Source organism: Pseudomonas sp. MT92, from assembly GCF_058792515.1.
The window spans coordinates 187,474-204,090 of record NZ_JBXAFA010000004.1 but is presented as its reverse complement, the minus strand read 5'-3'; the positions used below and the strand labels follow the sequence as shown (position 1 = coordinate 204,090).

At 61.0% G+C, this 16,617-nt stretch carries 14 protein-coding genes; 13 read left to right on the top strand and 1 reads right to left on the bottom strand.

Annotated features, from left to right (window positions below; all coding sequences use genetic code 11):
- The first annotated feature begins 3 nt into the window (after nucleotides 1-3).
- Both AC1Q6D_RS09295 and AC1Q6D_RS09290 read left to right on the top strand, forming a co-directional pair.
- The gene (locus AC1Q6D_RS09295) at nucleotides 4-1,602 is read left to right on the top strand and encodes an ABC transporter permease (RefSeq protein WP_103403208.1); all 1,599 of its coding nucleotides are present in this window, start codon (nucleotides 4-6) and stop codon (nucleotides 1,600-1,602) included.
- The gene (locus tag AC1Q6D_RS09290; RefSeq protein ID WP_103403071.1) at nucleotides 1,599-2,663 is read left to right on the top strand and encodes an ABC transporter ATP-binding protein; all 1,065 of its coding nucleotides are present in this window, start codon (nucleotides 1,599-1,601) and stop codon (nucleotides 2,661-2,663) included. The genes AC1Q6D_RS09295 and AC1Q6D_RS09290 overlap by 4 nt, the downstream gene beginning before the upstream one ends.
- A 16-nt stretch (nucleotides 2,664-2,679) precedes the next feature.
- Here AC1Q6D_RS09290 and AC1Q6D_RS09285 read toward each other — a convergent pair whose 3' ends face one another.
- On the bottom strand, nucleotides 2,680-3,618 hold the full coding sequence (locus AC1Q6D_RS09285; protein WP_103403070.1) for a site-specific integrase: 939 nt from the start codon (nucleotides 3,616-3,618) through the stop codon (nucleotides 2,680-2,682).
- Nucleotides 3,619-3,998: 380 nt separating this feature from the next.
- Here AC1Q6D_RS09285 and arnB point away from each other — a divergent pair, with 380 nt between their 5' ends.
- The 11 genes from arnB (at nucleotide 3,999) to AC1Q6D_RS09230 (ending at nucleotide 16,575) form a co-directional block, all read left to right on the top strand.
- Complete coding sequence (arnB, locus tag AC1Q6D_RS09280) at nucleotides 3,999-5,147, top strand: UDP-4-amino-4-deoxy-L-arabinose aminotransferase (RefSeq protein WP_103403069.1); 1,149 nt, start codon at nucleotides 3,999-4,001, stop codon at nucleotides 5,145-5,147.
- Entirely contained in the window at nucleotides 5,144-6,163 is a 1,020-nt protein-coding gene (gene arnC / locus AC1Q6D_RS09275) for an undecaprenyl-phosphate 4-deoxy-4-formamido-L-arabinose transferase (RefSeq protein ID WP_103403068.1), read from the top strand. Before arnB ends, arnC begins: the two co-directional genes overlap by 4 nt.
- Nucleotides 6,160-8,151 carry a bifunctional UDP-4-amino-4-deoxy-L-arabinose formyltransferase/UDP-glucuronic acid oxidase ArnA gene (gene arnA / locus AC1Q6D_RS09270; RefSeq protein WP_047529306.1) on the top strand — a complete coding sequence of 664 codons (1,992 nt, stop codon included), beginning with the start codon at nucleotides 6,160-6,162 and terminating at the stop codon, nucleotides 8,149-8,151. The genes arnC and arnA overlap by 4 nt, the downstream gene beginning before the upstream one ends.
- Nucleotides 8,151-9,035 (top strand): 4-deoxy-4-formamido-L-arabinose-phosphoundecaprenol deformylase, encoded by an 885-nt coding sequence (gene arnD / locus AC1Q6D_RS09265; protein ID WP_103403067.1) that lies wholly within the window; start codon nucleotides 8,151-8,153, stop codon nucleotides 9,033-9,035. Before arnA ends, arnD begins: the two co-directional genes overlap by 1 nt.
- Nucleotides 9,032-10,681 carry a lipid IV(A) 4-amino-4-deoxy-L-arabinosyltransferase gene (gene arnT / locus AC1Q6D_RS09260; RefSeq protein ID WP_103403066.1) on the top strand — a complete coding sequence of 550 codons (1,650 nt, stop codon included), beginning with the start codon at nucleotides 9,032-9,034 and terminating at the stop codon, nucleotides 10,679-10,681. The genes arnD and arnT overlap by 4 nt, the downstream gene beginning before the upstream one ends.
- The gene (arnE, locus tag AC1Q6D_RS09255; RefSeq protein ID WP_103403065.1) at nucleotides 10,678-11,022 is read left to right on the top strand and encodes a 4-amino-4-deoxy-L-arabinose-phosphoundecaprenol flippase subunit ArnE; all 345 of its coding nucleotides are present in this window, start codon (nucleotides 10,678-10,680) and stop codon (nucleotides 11,020-11,022) included. The genes arnT and arnE overlap by 4 nt, the downstream gene beginning before the upstream one ends.
- Nucleotides 11,019-11,420: a 4-amino-4-deoxy-L-arabinose-phosphoundecaprenol flippase subunit ArnF gene (arnF, locus tag AC1Q6D_RS09250; RefSeq protein ID WP_047529314.1), complete on the top strand. Its 402-nt coding sequence runs from the start codon at nucleotides 11,019-11,021 to the stop codon at nucleotides 11,418-11,420. Before arnE ends, arnF begins: the two co-directional genes overlap by 4 nt.
- Entirely contained in the window at nucleotides 11,417-12,802 is a 1,386-nt protein-coding gene (locus tag AC1Q6D_RS09245; protein ID WP_103403064.1) for a UDP-glucose dehydrogenase family protein, read from the top strand. Before arnF ends, AC1Q6D_RS09245 begins: the two co-directional genes overlap by 4 nt.
- Complete coding sequence (locus tag AC1Q6D_RS09240; protein WP_256590111.1) at nucleotides 12,802-14,385, top strand: ArnT family glycosyltransferase; 1,584 nt, start codon at nucleotides 12,802-12,804, stop codon at nucleotides 14,383-14,385. The genes AC1Q6D_RS09245 and AC1Q6D_RS09240 overlap by 1 nt, the downstream gene beginning before the upstream one ends.
- A 142-nt stretch (nucleotides 14,386-14,527) precedes the next feature.
- The gene (locus AC1Q6D_RS09235) at nucleotides 14,528-15,706 is read left to right on the top strand and encodes an MFS transporter (RefSeq protein ID WP_103403062.1); all 1,179 of its coding nucleotides are present in this window, start codon (nucleotides 14,528-14,530) and stop codon (nucleotides 15,704-15,706) included.
- 161 nt (nucleotides 15,707-15,867) lie between these two features.
- A complete protein-coding gene (locus AC1Q6D_RS09230) occupies nucleotides 15,868-16,575 on the top strand; it encodes an HPP family protein (protein WP_103403061.1) in 708 nt (235 codons plus the stop codon).
- The last annotated feature ends 42 nt before the right edge of the window (nucleotides 16,576-16,617 follow it).

Sequence of the window (16,617 nt, the reverse complement as noted above, 5' to 3'; positions counted from 1 at the left end):
TTGTTGCCTGAAACCCTGCCGGTGGGTATCGCCGAGGCGATACCCACCCACCTGCGTCGCCGATCACGTGGCCGGTTCGCGAGCCGTGGCGGCGCGTGGGTCATCGGCTTGTCTGTGCTGGTTTCCCTGCTGGCGCTGCTCCCCATTGCGTTCGTCGTCGGCGTTTATCTGCAGACCGGCTGGTCCACCCTGGTGCCACTGGTGTTTCGGCCGCGCGTCGGCGAATTGCTGGTCAACACCGTGTTGCTGGTCGTTATCACCATTCCTTTGTGTATTGCTCTGGGGGTAGCGCTGGCGTGGCTGACAGAACGCACGAATTTGCCGGGACGACGCTGGTGGTCGTTGCTGGCCACCGCGCCGCTGGCGGTGCCGGCCTTCGTTCACAGTTACGCCTGGGTCAGCCTGGTGCCGCCGATACACGGCTTGTTCGCCGGGGTGCTGGTGTCGGTCATCGCCTACTTCCCGTTTCTTTACCTGCCGGTGGCCGCGACGCTGCGCCGACTCGACCCGGCCATCGAAGATGTTTCCGAGTCTCTCGGGCTCAAGCCCTGGGCAGTGTTTTTCCGCGTGGTGCTGCCGCAATTGCGCCTGGCCATTTGTGGCGGTGCCTTGCTGGTCGGCTTGCACCTGCTGGCCGAGTACGGCCTGTACGCGATGATCCGCTTCGACACCTTCACCACTGCGATCTTCGATCAGTTCAAGTCCACCTTCAACGGGCCTGCCGCCAACTTGCTGGCCGGTGTGCTGGCCCTGTGCTGCCTGGCGATGCTGACCGCTGAATCGGCCGCGCGCGGCCATGCGCGTTACGCCCGTGTCGGTTCAGGCAGTGCCCGGGAGCAACGGGTGGTGCAACTGAGCGCGCCTTTGAAGGCACTTGCGTTGTTCCTGCAGATCATCACCTGCGCCCTTGCGTTGGGTGTGCCGTTGTTCACCCTGGGTAAATGGCTGATTGCCGGTGGCGCCCAGGTTTGGGATTTGCCCGAGCTACTCCCGGCGCTGGAACAGACGCTGCTGTTGGGCGTGGCGGGGGCGGCGCTGACCACCTGCGCCGCGATCCCGATTGCCTGGTTGTCGATTCGCTCACCGGGCCGCCTGCAACGGCTGCTGGAAGGCTGCAACTACATCACCAGTTCGCTGCCAGGGATCGTCGTGGCGCTGGCATTGGTGACGGCGACCATCCACTTTGCCCGGCCGATTTACCAGACCACCATTACGGTGTTGCTGGCTTACCTGCTGATGTTCCTGCCTCGCGCCCTGGTGAGCCTGCGTGCCGGTATCGCCCAGGCGCCGGTTGAACTGGAAAACATGGCCCGCAGCCTGGGCCGCTCGCCCGCCCGGGCCCTGTGGCTGATCACCCTGCGCCTGGCCGCTCCGGGTGCTGCGGCGGGCGCCGCGCTGGTGTTCCTGGCAATCACCAATGAACTGACCGCCACCCTGCTGCTCGCCCCCAACGGTACGCGCACGCTGGCGACCGGGTTCTGGGCCATGACCAGCGAAATCGATTACGCCGCCGCAGCGCCCTACGCGCTGCTGATGATTGTCCTGTCGCTGCCGCTGACCGGGCTCCTTTATCACCAATCCAAGAAAACGGCTGGCCGATGAACGCTCTAGAACTGCATTCGATCTCTAAATCCTACGGTTCCCACCGGGCCCTGGATAACGTCAGCCTGTCGGTGCCGACGGGCAGCCGTACGGTGATTGTCGGCCCGTCGGGGTCGGGCAAAACCACGTTGCTGCGGATGATCGCCGGCTTCGAATTTCCCGATACCGGCCGCCTTACGCTCAACGGCCAGACGCTGGTCGATAGCACCCACGAGGTGCCGGCGCACCAACGCCTGATTGGCTATGTCCCACAGGACGGCGCCTTGTTTCCGCACATGACCGTGGCCGCCAATATCGGCTTCGGGCTGGCCAGCAAGGGCCGCGAACGGCAAGAACGCATTGCTGAATTGATGGACAGCGTTGCCCTTGACGCGCGCATGGCGGACCGCTGGCCCCATGAGCTGTCCGGTGGACAGCAACAACGGGTGGCGCTGGCGCGTGCCCTCGCCCAGCAACCGCGGCTGATGCTGCTGGATGAACCTTTTTCGGCGCTCGATACCGGCTTGCGCGCCGCCATGCGCAAACTGGTCGCGCGATTGCTGGCGGACGCCGGCGTGACCACCATTCTGGTCACCCATGACCAGAGCGAAGCCTTGTCCTTCGCCGATCAATTGGCGGTCATGCGTAATGGGCGGTTGGTGCAGTCCGGGCATCCCCTGGACCTTTACCGCTATCCCGAGGATGAAGAGACCGCGTTGTTTCTCGGTGACGCCGTGGTCATGCCCGCCCGAATCGAGGCCGGCTGGGCCCATTGCGATCTGGGTCGGATTCCGGTCAACAACCACCGCAACAACAGTTCGGCGCAAATCATGCTGCGGCCCGAGCAATTGCAGCTGGCCAGCGTCGTGCCCAACACGACAGAGGTTGCCGGTTGCAACGCGGTGGTGACCGAGCGTGATTTCAGCGGCAACACCTGTACGCTGACCGTGGAGCTGCAATCCTTGAGCCCCGACGACGCGCCAGGTCGATCACTGCTGGTGCGCAGCTCCGGCCTGTACGCGCCACCGACTGGCAGTACCGTTCAAGTCTCGACCATCGGTCACGCCCATGTCCTGAGCTGACCGTTCACCCTTCCCTTCAAAGGTCGAAGCGATCGACCGCCCGGCGCCGCTCATTGTCGTCACGTACATCGTAATTGGCCGTGGTCTGGATGTTGCTGTGGTGGGCGAGTTTCTGGGCAATCGACAAGTCATGCTCCTCGATGACCCGGGTGATGAACGAGCGGCGGAAGTCATGGGGCATGATCTTCACCCCTACCTGGGCGCCCCGCTGGCGGGCGATGTAATAGATCGCATGCTTGGTAATGCGCTCACGGGTGATGTGGCTGCCGCGCCGTATGCGGTTGAACAGAAAGGTGTCGTCGGCCTCGCCTTCCTTCAACTGTGATCGGCGCAGCTCCAGCCAGGCGTCGAGTTTGGCGAAGGCCCAGGCCGGGGCGTACTTGATTAACTGTTTGTTGCCCTTGGCGGTGACCCGAAGGCTGCGCTCGGTGAAGTCGATCTGATTCAAGTCCAGGTTCACCGATTCCGATTTGCGCATGCCCGAGCCATACAGAATCCCGATGATCGCCGCGTCACGCAGGCCCTGCGGTCGTGGATCGGCGGCACACACTTCCATCAGTTCCTGGATCAGCGTCCGGCGAAGATTGCGTCCCTGGGACAGGCGCGTGCCCGCGATGCCCTTGACCGAACGCATTTTCAGCAAGTGTTCCTGGCTGATCAGGCTCATGCGCCACGCCTCGTTCATCACACCGCGTACCGCATTGACGTACAGCGACGAGGTATTCGGTGCGTATCCATCGGCGCGCAGGGTGGCGACCAACGCAATCACATCTTCAGGTTGCAATTGATGCCAAGGGATCTCTTCGATGTTCACGTCTTCGAAGTCAAGACGATCGGCAGCGTCCTGCAGGACGTAACGCATGGTCAATTGGCTGGACGGCGCCAGTCGCGCCAGATACAGCGTCAGTGGATTGGTCTTGGGAATATTCGAGTCAACAACAGGTAAGTCAATCAAACGAAACGGCCTTGAATGAAAACAATTCAACGAAACAACTAAGGATGGAAAACAGACCATATACAGTGCGAGACTTCTGTCAGACTTTTCTGTTAAAAGCAGCGAGAAACCGTAAAAGTCTGAACAGTCGCTTAATAGCTTTTAGATAAACGATTCGCCGACCGTTTTTTCATGTTCCTTTCACAAAATCGGGCATACCCTCATGCGGCTCTGGCGACCCTCGGCATTTTTCCAACTTGCCGACCGTTGCAGAAAAAGTCAACGGGCGGTATTTCTAACCGACCTTAAGTAACTCGTTGACGTTTTTTTGCGTCTAGACTGCGACCGGGTCCATTTTTTTAGCCTCAACGGCTACACTTTTTTTCCGCCAAGAGGTGCGCATGAGTCAGGCTTTTCTTCCCTTCTCCCGTCCCAGTATCGGCGATGAGGAAATTGCCGCGGTAGAACAAGTCCTGCGCTCGGGCTGGATTACCACGGGGCCAAAAAACCAGGCGCTGGAAGAACACTTCGCCAATTATGTCGGTTGCCGTCATGCCGTGGCACTGTCCTCGGCCACGGGCGGAATGCATATCACTCTATTGGCACTGGGCATCGGCCCGGGCGATGAAGTCATTACGCCCTCGCAAACCTGGGTGTCCACCGCCAACATGATCAGCCTGCTGGGTGCGACTCCCGTTTTCGTCGACGTCGACCGTGACACACTGATGAGTGACGTGGCGAGCATCGAGGCGGCGATCACCCCGCGTACCAAAGCCATCATTCCCGTGCATTACGCCGGCGCTGCGTTCGATCTCGATCCGTTGTATGCACTCGCCGACAAGCACGGCATCACCGTGATCGAAGACGCCGCCCACGCGGCGGGTACGCGGTATAAAGGCCGCCATGTCGGTGCCCGGGGCACCGCGATTTTTTCGTTCCACGCCATCAAGAACATGACCTGTGCCGAAGGCGCGATGTTCGTGACCGACGATGAAGCCCTGGCCACGCAGGTACGCATGCTCAAGTTCCATGGCCTCGGTGTCGACGCTTACGACCGCCTTACCCATGGCCGCAAGCCCCAGGCGCAAGTCATGGAGCCGGGATTCAAGTACAACCTGGCCGACATCAATGCCGCCATCGCGCTGGTCCAACTGGAACGGCTGGACGAGATCAACGCCAAGCGCACGCTGCTGGCCAACACCTACCTGAAACGCCTGGAAGGCCTGCCGGTGCAACCGCTGGCCATTCCGGCCCATGCCCAGCAACACGCCTGGCACCTGTTCATTCTGCGTATCGATGCCGAGCGCTGCGGCCTCGACCGCGAAGCGTTCATGAAAGCCCTGCAGGAACAGAACATCGGCACCGGCATTCACTTCATCGCGACACACCTGCATACTTGGTATCGCCAGCGTTACCCTGACCTGTACCTGCCCAATACCGAATGGAACTCGGCCCGACTGTGTTCGATCCCGCTGTTCCCCGACATGACCACCGATGACGTCGAGCGCGTTGTCGGCGCCATAGAAAACTGCCTGGACACACGCCTGTGAGACCTTACCCAATCAACTTCGTTTCGATCGTGATTCCGGTCTACAACGAAGAAGACAGCCTGCCGGAATTGCTGCGCCGCACCGAAGCGGCGTGCGAGCAATTGCACCACCCCTACGAGATCGTACTGATCGACGATGGCAGTCGCGATGACTCCGCGCATATTCTGGAACAAGCCGCCTCCCGCCCCGACAGCCCGGTAGTGGCGGTCATTCTCAACCGCAACTACGGCCAGCACGCGGCGATCATGGCCGGTTTCGAGCAGTGCAAGGGCGACGTGGTGATTACCCTCGACGCCGACCTGCAAAACCCGCCCGAAGAAATCCCGCGTCTGGTGGCCCAGGCCGAACTGGGCTACGACGTCGTCGCCACCGTGCGTAACAACCGTCAGGACTCGGCCTTGCGCCGTTGGCCATCGAAACTGATCAACCTCGCCGTACAACGCTCCACCGGCGTGGCCATGAGCGACTACGGCTGCATGTTGCGCGCCTACCGACGCACCATCGTCGACGCCATGCTGGCCTGCCGCGAGCGCAGCACCTTTATCCCGATCCTGGCCAACAGCTTCGCCCGCCACACTACGGAAATCCTGGTGAACCACGCCGAGCGCGAACACGGCGAATCCAAATACAGCCCCATGCGCCTGATCAACCTGATGTTCGATCTGGTGACCTGCATGACCACCACGCCGCTGCGCCTGCTGAGCATCGTCGGCTTCGCGATGGCGGGCCTCGGCGTACTCTTCGCCTTCGCCCTGATCGTGCTGCGTCTGGCATTCGGTGCCGGCTGGGCCGGCGGTGGCACCTTTGTCCTGTTTGCCGTGCTGTTCGTGTTCACCGGCGGGCAATTCATCGGCATGGGCCTGCTGGGCGAATACCTGGGCCGCATGTACAGCGATGTCCGTGCCCGCCCGCGTTTCTTTATCGAAAAGGTGCTGCGTAGTCAGCCTGCCTCTCCTGTTTCCGTTGCCACCATCGATGGCCTCACCTCCACTTCTTCTGATCGGGTTCACCCATGAGCGCAAAAGCTGTTGTCTTCGCCTACCACGATATCGGTTGTGCCGGTATTGAAGCCCTGCTCGCCAGCGGTATCGAAATCGCCGCCGTATTCACCCACGCCGATGACCCCAAGGAAAACGCCTTCTACGGTTCCGTTGCGCAACTGTGTGCGAGCAAGGGCATTACCGTGCATGCACCGGAAGACGCCAACCATCCGCTGTGGATCGAACGTATCAGCAAGCTCGACCCTGACTACCTGTTCTCGTTCTACTACCGCAACCTGTTGAGCGAGCCATTGTTGGCCACCGCACGCAAAGGTGCATTCAACCTGCATGGCTCGTTGCTGCCAAGCTACCGTGGCCGCGCGCCGGCCAACTGGGTGCTGGTCAATGGCGAAACCGAAACCGGCGTGACCCTGCATCGCATGGTCAAGCGCGCCGACGCGGGTGCGATTCTCGCCCAGCGCGCCGTTTCGATCGAACGCAGCGATACCGCGCTGAGCCTGCACGGCAAATTGCGTCAGGCCGCCACCGACCTGTTGCGCGACACCCTGCCGTTGCTGCTGCAAGGCAAAGTCACTGAAACCCCGCAGGATGAATCCAAGGCCAGCGTATTCGGTCGCCGCACACCAGCCGACGGCAAGCTGGTATGGCAAAAACCGGCGGAAGAGCTGTTCAACCTGGTTCGGGCCGTGACCCAGCCTTATCCGGGCGCGTTCTGCGCGGTGGGCGAGCACAAGCTGATTGTCTGGAGTGCCGAAGTGGCCAAGGGCAATGAAGGCCAGGCCCCAGGCCGAGTGATCAGTGTCGATCCGCTGCGTATTGCCTGTGGCGAAGACTCGCTGGTGATCACCGCCGGTCAGCGCAACGACAACGGCCTGTACCTCAGCGGCCCGCAACTGGCCAACGAGCTGGGTCTGGTGGACGGTTCCGTGCTGCGCGGTGCCGAATCCGGCCGCGCCCCGCGTCGCACCCGCGTGCTGATCCTTGGCGTCAACGGTTTCATCGGCAACCACCTGTCCGAGCGTCTGCTGCGTGATGATCGCTACGAGGTTTATGGCCTGGACATCGGTTCCGACGCCATCGACCGTCTGCGCAGCCATCCGAACTTCCACTTCGTCGAAGGCGACATCAGCATTCACTCCGAGTGGATCGAATACCACATCAAGAAGTGCGACGTGGTCCTGCCGCTGGTGGCCATTGCCACCCCGATCGAATACACCCGCAACCCGCTGCGCGTGTTCGAACTGGACTTCGAGGAAAACCTGAAGCTGGTGCGCTACTGCGTCAAGTACAACAAGCGCGTGATCTTCCCGTCGACGTCGGAAGTCTATGGCATGTGCCAGGACAAGAACTTCGACGAAGACGCCTCGAACCTGATCGTTGGCCCGATCAACAAGCAACGCTGGATCTACTCGGTCTCCAAGCAGTTGCTGGACCGCGTCATCTGGGCTTACGGCGCCAAAGGCCTGAATTTCACCCTGTTCCGTCCATTCAACTGGATGGGCCCGCGTCTGGACCGTCTGGATTCGGCACGTATCGGCAGCTCCCGCGCCATCACCCAGCTGATCCTCAACCTGGTGGAAGGTACGCCGATCCGCCTGTTCGACGGCGGCGAGCAGAAACGCTGCTTCACCGACATCGCCGACGGCGTCGAAGCGCTGGCGCGGATCATCGACAACGACAACGATGTCTGCAACGGTCAGATCATCAACATTGGCAACCCGGACAACGAAGCGAGCATCCGTCAACTGGGCGAAGAGCTGCTGCGTCAGTTCGAAGCTCACCCACTGCGCGACAACTTCCCGCCTTTCGCCGGTTTCCGCGACGTGGAAAGCAAGGCGTTCTACGGTGCCGGTTACCAGGACGTGGAACACCGCAAGCCAAGCATCGCCAACGCCAAGCGCCTGTTGAACTGGGAGCCAACCGTGGAAATGCGCGAAACCATCGGTAACACCCTGGACTTCTTCCTGCGCGAAGCCATGCTCGAAATCGCGGACAAGCGCTGATGCAGGCAGGCCTACGCATCGATGTCGACACTTACCGAGGCACCCGTGAGGGGGTGCCCCGGCTGCTGGAAATGCTGGACGAGGCACAGGTCAAGGCGACGTTTTTCTTCAGCGTCGGCCCGGACAACATGGGGCGCCACTTGTGGCGCCTCATCCGTCCACAATTCCTCTGGAAAATGCTCCGCTCAAACGCGGCCGGCCTCTATGGCTGGGACATCCTGCTGGCCGGCACTGCATGGCCGGGCAAACCGATTGGTCGCGATCTCGGGCACCTGATGCGTCAAGCCCGTGACGCCGGCCATGAAGTCGGCCTGCATGCCTGGGATCACCATGGCTGGCAGGCCAATGCCGGGCGCTGGAGCGACGCGCAATTGATCGAGCAGATTCGTCGTGGCGTGGACACCCTCAGCGACATCCTCGGGGCAAAGATCGAATGTTCAGCCGCCGCCGGCTGGCGCGCGGATGAGCGCGTGATCGAGGCCAAGCAGCGCTTCGGCTTTCGCTATAACAGCGATTGTCGCGGTCAGAGTCTGTTCCAGCCGAAACTGGCCGATGGACGCCTCGGTGCGCCACAAATCCCCGTGGATCTGCCGACTTTCGACGAAGTGGTCGGTCCGAACGTCGCCGCCAAAGACTTCAACAGCTTTATCCTTGACCGGTTCACACCGGAAAAACTCAACGTCTACACGATACATGCCGAAGTAGAAGGGATTCTGATGGCCAATGATTTCCGCCAACTGCTGAGCGATGCGCGGCAGCGAGGCATTCACTTTCAACCCTTGGGCGACCTGCTGCCCGACACCCCTGACAGTTTGCCGACCGGTCGCGTGGTACGCGGCACACTCGAAGGTCGCGAAGGCTGGCTGGGAGTGCAAGGCGCATGAGCAAACGCTGGGCATTCCCGCTATTGCTGGCCCTTGTGGCGCTGGCCTACCTGCTGCCTCTGGGAACCCACGGCCTGTGGATTCCCGATGAAACCCGCTACGCCCAGATCAGCCAGAACATGCTGCTGAGCGGCAACTGGGTGTCGCCGCATTTCATGGACGTGCGCTATTTCGAAAAACCGGTCGCCGGCTACTGGATGATTGCCATTGGCCAGGCGCTGTTCGGTCAAAACCTGTTCGGTGTGCGTTTCGCCTCGGCGCTGAGCACGGCCTTGAGCGTACTGCTGTGCTACCTGATCGCACGGCGGATGTGGAACGAGCCGCGCAAGAGTTTCGCCTGTGCGCTGCTGTACATGAGCCTTACGGTGATCGCCGCCCAGGCCGGATACGCCAACCTCGATCCGCAATTCACCTTCTGGGTCAACCTGAGCCTGGTTGCCTTGTGGTTTGCTGTCGATAGCGCCAGCCGCGGTCAACGTCTGATCGCCTGGGCAGTGCTGGGGCTGGCGTGTGGCATGGGTTTCATGACCAAGGGTTTTCTCGCCTGGCTGTTGCCGGTGCTGATCGCCCTGCCCTGGATGCTCTGGCAAAAGCGCTGGCGCGAGTTGCTGGTCTACGGCCCGGTGGCGATTGTCGTGGCCGTGGTGGTCAGCCTGCCGTGGGTCCTCGCGGTGCATGCCCAGGAGCCCGACTACTGGCGGTTCTTCTTCTGGCACGAACATATCCGCCGCTTCGCCGGGGAAGACGCCCAGCATGATGCGCCGTGGTGGTACTACCTGCCGTTGCTGGTGGGGTTCAGCCTGCCGTGGGTGGCGTTGCTGCCGCCAGCGTTGAAACAGGCGTGGCAGACTCGTCGCCAGAGCAACATCGCGTTTCTGTTGCTGTGGCTGTGGATGCCGCTGATTTTCTTCAGCCTCAGTAAAGGCAAGCTGCCGGCTTACATCCTTCCGTGCCTGCTGCCGTTGGCCCTGCTGCTGGGTCACACCCTGGCCGATCGCCTGAAACTGGAGCAAGGCCGGATCCTCGGTATCAACGGGATTCTCAACCTTGCACTGGGTGTGATCACCCTGCTCGCCCTGGTCTACCTGCAGCTTAAAAAGCCGCTGTACGACCATGAACTGCACAACCTGGTGCTGGTGTTTATCGGTCTGATCGGCTGGATCATGGCCAACCTGCTGCAAGCCTTCAGGCCACTGCAATGCTGGGGGGCTCCGGCCTTTGGCAGCCTGCTGCTGATCGGCCTGCTGCCGGCCGGCCTGCCCAACTCGGTGGTTGCCAACAAGACGCCTGATCAGTTCATCCTCGATCACGCGCAGGAACTCGGCCAGAGCGCCAGGTTGCTGAGCAATGATCTGGGAGCGGCTTCGGCCCTGGCCTGGCGAACGAAGCGCCCGGACGTGTCTTTCTACAACACGGTCGGCGAATTGAAGTATGGCCTTGCCTACCCTGACTCGTTGAAGCAGCGCGTCAACTCCGATCAGATCCAGCAATGGATGCTCGAAGCCCGTCAACAAGGCCCGGTCGGCGTGGTGATGCGGGTCAAGGGTGACGACGAACTGCACGAGCTCGAACAATTGCCCAAGGAAGGCAAGCGTTATGAGCAAGGCAATCTGGTCATTTTGATTATTCCTCAGGCCGCGCCATGAGCCTGATGCTGCTGCTGCTCGCTTGCCTGCTGACATGCCTGGGCCAGGTGGCCCAGAAGTACGCCGTGGAAAGCTGGCGCGGACAACCCTCGAGCTGGGCGCAGAAACTGCGCTCGCCGTGGCTGTGGCTGGCGCTCGTCTCGCTCGGGCTGGGCTTGCTGGTCTGGTTGCTGGTGCTGCAGCGTCTCGAGGTGGGCATCGCCTACCCGATGTTGAGCCTCAATTTCGTGCTGATCACCCTGGTCGCACGCTTCGTTTTCCATGAAACCATCGACCGCCGTCACTGGCTGGGTGTAGCCCTGGTGATCGGTGGCGTGGCACTGCTGGGACAACACGCATGAACCCGCGTCGCGGAATCACCTTCGCCCTGGGCAGCGTGCTGTTGGTCAGTTCGGCGCAGTTGGGCATGCGCTGGAGCATGAGCCATCTGCCGTCGCCTGAACAATGGCTCAGCGCCCCGATCGACCTGGCAGCGGTTGCCGTGGTGCTGGCCGCCGTCCTTGCCTATGCCCTTTCAATGCTCAGTTGGCTCCTCGCCCTGCGTGACCTGCCCCTGGGCCGGGCCTACTCGCTGCTGAGCATCAGCTACGCGCTGGTGTACCTGTTGGCCGCCAGCCTGCCGCTGTTTCACGAAGATTTCAGCCTTTCAAAAAGCCTTGGCGTCGCCCTGGTCATCCTGGGTGTCATCACCATTAATTCTCGACCTGCAAGTGCGCCCGAACTTAGGAGTGCCTCATGAAAATCAGTGTGTTTGGTAGCGGTTATGTTGGCTTGGTGCAAGCCGCCGTCCTGGCGGAAGTTGGCCACGACGTGGTCTGCATGGATATTGACGAGAAAAAAGTCAAGTTGCTGCAACAAGGTCATGTGAGCATTTTCGAGCCGGGGCTTGCCAGCCTGGTGCGCGAAGGCCTGGACGGCAAACGGTTGCAATTCACCAGCGATGAAAAATTCGCGGTACAGCACGGCCAGGTGTTGTTCATCGCGGTCGGCACACCGTCCCGCGAGGATGGCTCGGCGGATCTGCGTTACGTCTTGTCCGTGGGCGACGCCGTCGCGCGGCACCGCGAACAACCGCTGATTCTGGTGGAGAAATCCACTGTACCGGTCGGCACAGGCGATTCCCTGCGTGCACACATCGAACAATGTCTGGCCAAGGACGGGCGTTCGCTGCAGTTCGATATCGTCTCCAATCCGGAGTTCTTGAAAGAAGGCTCGGCCGTGTCCGATTGCCGTCGTCCGGACCGCATCATCATCGGCTGCGAGCGCGATGAAGTGCGCGATGTGATGCGCGACCTGTATGCCCCTTTCAACCGCAACCATGACCGGGTCATGTTCATGGACCTGCGCAGCGCCGAGCTGACCAAGTACGCCGCCAACTGCATGCTGGCGACCAAGATCAGCTTCATCAACCAGATCGCCGAACTGGCCGAACACCTGGGCGCCGACATCGAATCGGTTCGTCTGGGCATCGGCGCCGACTCCCGTATTGGCTACCACTTCATCTACCCGGGTTGCGGCTACGGCGGTTCGTGCTTCCCCAAAGACATGCGCGCCCTGATTCACAGTGCCGAAGAGGCCCACTGCTCCAACGATCTGTTGCAAGCGGTGGAAGCCATCAACGAGCGGCAGAAACACAAGCTGTTCGAACGCATCAACGCGTTCTACAAGGGCGATCTGAAGGGCAAGACCTTTGCTCTCTGGGGCCTGGCATTCAAACCCAACACCGACGACATGCGTGATGCGCCGAGCCGGGTCCTGCTGGAATCGCTGTGGGCGGCTGGCGCCAATGTGCGTGCGTTCGACCCCGAAGCGATGCAGGAAACCCAGAAACTGTATCCCGATGAAGCGAAGCTGATGCTGATGGGCACGCCGGAATCTGTGCTGACCGGTGCCGATGCACTGATCATCTGCACCGAGTGGCAGCAATTCAAGGCACCGGATTTCGACCTGATCCGCCAGCGCCTCATTGCCCCGGTGATCTTCGACGGACGCAACCTGTACGACGCCGAACGCCTCTCCCGTGGCGGCTTCCTGTACTTCCCGATGGGCCGTGGCGAATCGCGCAAGTTGCCAATCCCGCATCAGCAATGGCCGTCCGCCCCACTCGACGCCTCAGCCTAATGTCGCTGTCCATCCGCCAACAGTCCTGCGTCGTGGGACTGTTGGCCCTGCTGTTGTTCATCGCCGGGGCATACCAGCAAGCGCCAATCGGTTTCGATTCGCGCTTCGTGCTGTTTGCCCAGGAGATGCTGCGACACGGGCCGTCGTTTTTCCCTACCACCTATGGTCAGCCCTACGCTGACTACCTGGGGCTTTCAACGCTGTTCATCTGGCTGACGGCCCTGCCGTTCGGCCAAGTCACCAGCCTCAGTGCCTGGTTGCCAAGCGCCATCGCCGGGGCGGTCATCGTCACGCTGATGTACCGTCTGGTCGCACCGGTTTCCAGCCGATGGGCGTTGCTGAGCATCGCCCTGATGTTGCTGACCAACACCTTCATCACCGAAGCGCGCGCGGTTTCCCAGGACTTGATGCTCGCGGCGGTGGCATTTGCCGTGTTTTATCTGGGCTACGCCGCCGATCACTTCTCGGCACCCCGTCGATGGTTACTGATCTTCGCCTTGTTGCTGTTGGGTTTCGGCCTGCGCGGGCCGATCGGGCTGGTGATTCCCACCGGCATGCTGTGCAGCTACTTCCTGCTCAATCGTCAATGGCAGCGGTTTTTCGGCTTCGGCCTGACGGCCGCCGTATTGCTGGTCCTGTGTGTCGGCGCGCTACTGTGGATGGCCAAAGCCAGTGGCGGGCCGGTCTTCATGCAGGACGTGATTCGCATGCAGTTCATGGGGCGCATGGACGGTAGCGAAGGCGTCAGCGGCTCGCTCTACTACTTCACCAGTTCGATGGGCAACTATGCGCTGGCCTATCCTCTGGCGCTGCTGGCATTGCTGGGACTGGCCCTTAACAAACCGCGCGACACCGGGCCGGCAGTGCGATTGCTCCAGTATTGCGCTGCAGCCGGGTTGATCGTGATGCTCGGGCTTTCGATTCCCCAGGCGAAAAAAGCCCGCTACCTGCTGCCGATACTGCCCTTTGTGGCGATCATTGCAGCGTATCCCTTTGCGGTGGCCCAGGGTCGGGTGTTCGGTTGGCTACGCGGCTTGATGCAAGGTTTGTGGCTGCTGATGCCGGCGTTGTTTATCGGCGGACTGCTGGTAGCTCAGCGACGGTTTGATCAACACTTGCCCAACCTTGCTACGGTGTTAGTGATCCTGGGGGCGTTACAAGTGCTTGCAGTGGCGATCCTTGCCAAACCGCACTGGCGCCCGCAAACCCTGGCCGTTTGTTCGGTCCTGGCGTTGTGGTCGGTGTACATCCTGATGTTTGAACCGCTCGAACGGCAGATGTACGACACCCGGACCTTCAGTCGTGCGGCCTTTGCACAGGTGCAAAAAGACCCGGCGCCACTGGTGCTGCATGCCCTGGGCAAGGACGCCAAGGCCATCAAGTTCATGGTCAATATCGAGCAGGACGTGCAACCGGTGTTCACCGAGTCGGCTCAAGAGCTGGACAGCCTTCAGGGGCCGTTGTGGTTGATGATGGACGCCAAGGACTACAACGCCCTGCACGGCACCCCCTTGGGCGCTTTGCCACCCGTGCTGACCGGGCGTTTCGACAAGAACGACTTCGTTCTGCTGCATCGCCCCTGATAGAAGGACCGAAGTCACGGGGCGCTTTCGGATGGCCTTTCACCGCTAGCTGTTGAAGATCGAGCTTGTTCTTCAACAGCTAGCGGTGGCGTGTTAAACAGGAGGCTTACCGCAGCTGTTTTCGAATAAGGACATTCACCCCGTGGCCGCTTACTCCCTCGTTATCCGCCGGTTGCTGATCTGCTCGCTGACCATCGTCATCAGCCGGGCGATCACCAGCCCCATGCTCACGCTGTTCCTGAGCAACAAACTCGGCCTCAACCAACAGGACGTTGGCCTGCTGCTGGGCATCGCGGTGTTCATCGCAACCTTGCTCACGCTCTACGGCGGTTACATCATCGATCGCCTGGAAAAACGCCGTCTGCTGATCCTGACGATGCTATCCAGTGCCATCGGCCTGGTCCTGTTGACCCTGGCCGAAAACCTTTACCTGACCACTGTCATCCTGGTGGTCACCGAAACCGCTTCGGCGCTGTTCCTCATCGGTTCAAAGGCGATCCTCAGCGAAAACCTGCCGGTGGGCCAACGGGCCAAGGCGTTTTCCCTGAGCTACACCCTGACCAACATTGGCTACGCCATCGGCCCGATGCTCGGCGTGGTGATTGCCGGGATTTATCCGATCGCGCCGTTCCTGATCGCCGGCGCCATCGCCTTTTTCAGCATCTTTCTACTGACCGGCGTTGCCAGGGACCCGGCGCTGCCCCCTGTAATCGGACAGGCGCAGAGCTTCCTCAACACCCTGCTCACCCTGAAAAACGACCGCACCCTGATCATGTTCACCTGCGGTTGCCTGCTCAGTACGGTCGTGCACGGGCGCTTTACCTTTTATCTGTCGCAGTACCTGCTGGTCACCAGCGACGACCAGAACACCCTTAAAGTCATGGCGGCCCTGCTCGCCTGCAACGCCATCAGCGTGATCCTGTTGCAGTATCAGATCGGCCGTTTCCTCAAGCGCGAGCATCTGCGCCACTGGATCGTCGGCGGAACGGCCCTGTTCATTCTTGGGTTGATCGGCTTCAGCCTGGCCGACAGCCTGGTGGGCTGGTGCGTGGCGATGTTTATCTTCACCCTTGGCGAAATCATCATTTACCCGGCCGAGTTTCTTTTCGTCGACACCCTGGCCCCGGCTGAACTGCGTGGCAGCTATTACGGCGCACAAAACCTGGCCGCCCTGGGCGGTGCACTCAGCCCGGTGATTTGCGGCTTCCTGCTGATGCACACCCCGGCGCCCACCATGTTTTATGCCCTGAGTGTCCTCGCAGCCTTGGGCGGGGTGCTGTGCTTCATGAGCGGCCGTCGCGTGGTAATACATCAGAAATAATGAACTGAAGCTTCATTAATATGAATTTGTCAGCATCAGGAATCACCGGCACACTGTGCTCGTTCCTCCCCCAACAGTTGGAACAACTTCAAGGGCTTTCCGGGCTTCCCCCGGTAAGCCTTTTTTTTTCCTCGATTTTGCTCAAGGGAACGCACTCCGCCATGCTCGCTCGCTGGTTACCTGCCGCCATCAACACCCGCCCCTCTGAATGGAGCCGCGCCGCCATCGGCATGGCCTTGGGCACCCTGCTCAGTGTCTGGTCGTGTGGGCAGGTATTCGGTATCGAGGTGGCACAACATCTGATCGGACCGTTAGGGGCGTCGGCGGTGTTGCTCTTTGCCGTATCCTCAGGGGCGCTGGCGCAACCCTGGTCGATTCTCGGCGGCTACCTCAGCGCCGCGGTGGTGGCGCTGTTGGTGGCGCACGTACTCGGTCGCACCTTGACCAGCGCCTGCCTGGCGGCCGGCATGGCCCTGGTCCTGATGTGCTGGCTGCGCTGCCTGCATCCACCGGCTGGCGCCCTCGCCTTGACGCTGGTGCTGGCAGACCCGGCGACCATTGCCCTGGACTGGAAAGCCCTCGGCCCGGTGATGCTCGGCGCCTCGATCATGTTGTTCTGCGCCCTGGCCTACAACAACCTGACGCGCATCCGTTACCCCAAGCGTGCCAACGAACCGGTGGCCGTGGTGCCTGCCGATCATCCGCCAACTGACCGCCAGGCGATCACCGCCGAGGACCTGAAAAGGGCCCTCGCCGATATGGAGGCGTTCTTCGACGTCACGCCCGAAGACCTTGAACAATTGATTCATACCAGTGAGTTACACGCCAAACGTCGCAGTATTGGTGAAGTACTGAGCCGCAGCGCCTGAACACGTCGTTGTCGGCCACAGGCGTCGATGGTTGCCATGCAA

Bases quoted from the DNA above. Each gene is read 5' to 3' on its own strand.
- AC1Q6D_RS09290 (WP_103403071.1), top strand. From the start codon at position 1,599: ATGAACGCTCTAGAACTGCATTCGATCTCTAAATCCTACGGTTCCCAC.
- arnB (WP_103403069.1), top strand. From the start codon at position 3,999: ATGAGTCAGGCTTTTCTTCCCTTCTCCCGTCCCAGTATCGGCGATGAG.
- arnA (WP_047529306.1), top strand. From the start codon at position 6,160: ATGAGCGCAAAAGCTGTTGTCTTCGCCTACCACGATATCGGTTGTGCC.
- arnD (WP_103403067.1), top strand. From the start codon at position 8,151: ATGCAGGCAGGCCTACGCATCGATGTCGACACTTACCGAGGCACCCGT.
- arnT (WP_103403066.1), top strand. From the start codon at position 9,032: ATGAGCAAACGCTGGGCATTCCCGCTATTGCTGGCCCTTGTGGCGCTG.
- arnE (WP_103403065.1), top strand. From the start codon at position 10,678: ATGAGCCTGATGCTGCTGCTGCTCGCTTGCCTGCTGACATGCCTGGGC.
- arnF (WP_047529314.1), top strand. From the start codon at position 11,019: ATGAACCCGCGTCGCGGAATCACCTTCGCCCTGGGCAGCGTGCTGTTG.
- AC1Q6D_RS09245 (WP_103403064.1), top strand. From the start codon at position 11,417: ATGAAAATCAGTGTGTTTGGTAGCGGTTATGTTGGCTTGGTGCAAGCC.
- AC1Q6D_RS09240 (WP_256590111.1), top strand. From the start codon at position 12,802: ATGTCGCTGTCCATCCGCCAACAGTCCTGCGTCGTGGGACTGTTGGCC.
- AC1Q6D_RS09230 (WP_103403061.1), top strand. From the start codon at position 15,868: ATGCTCGCTCGCTGGTTACCTGCCGCCATCAACACCCGCCCCTCTGAA.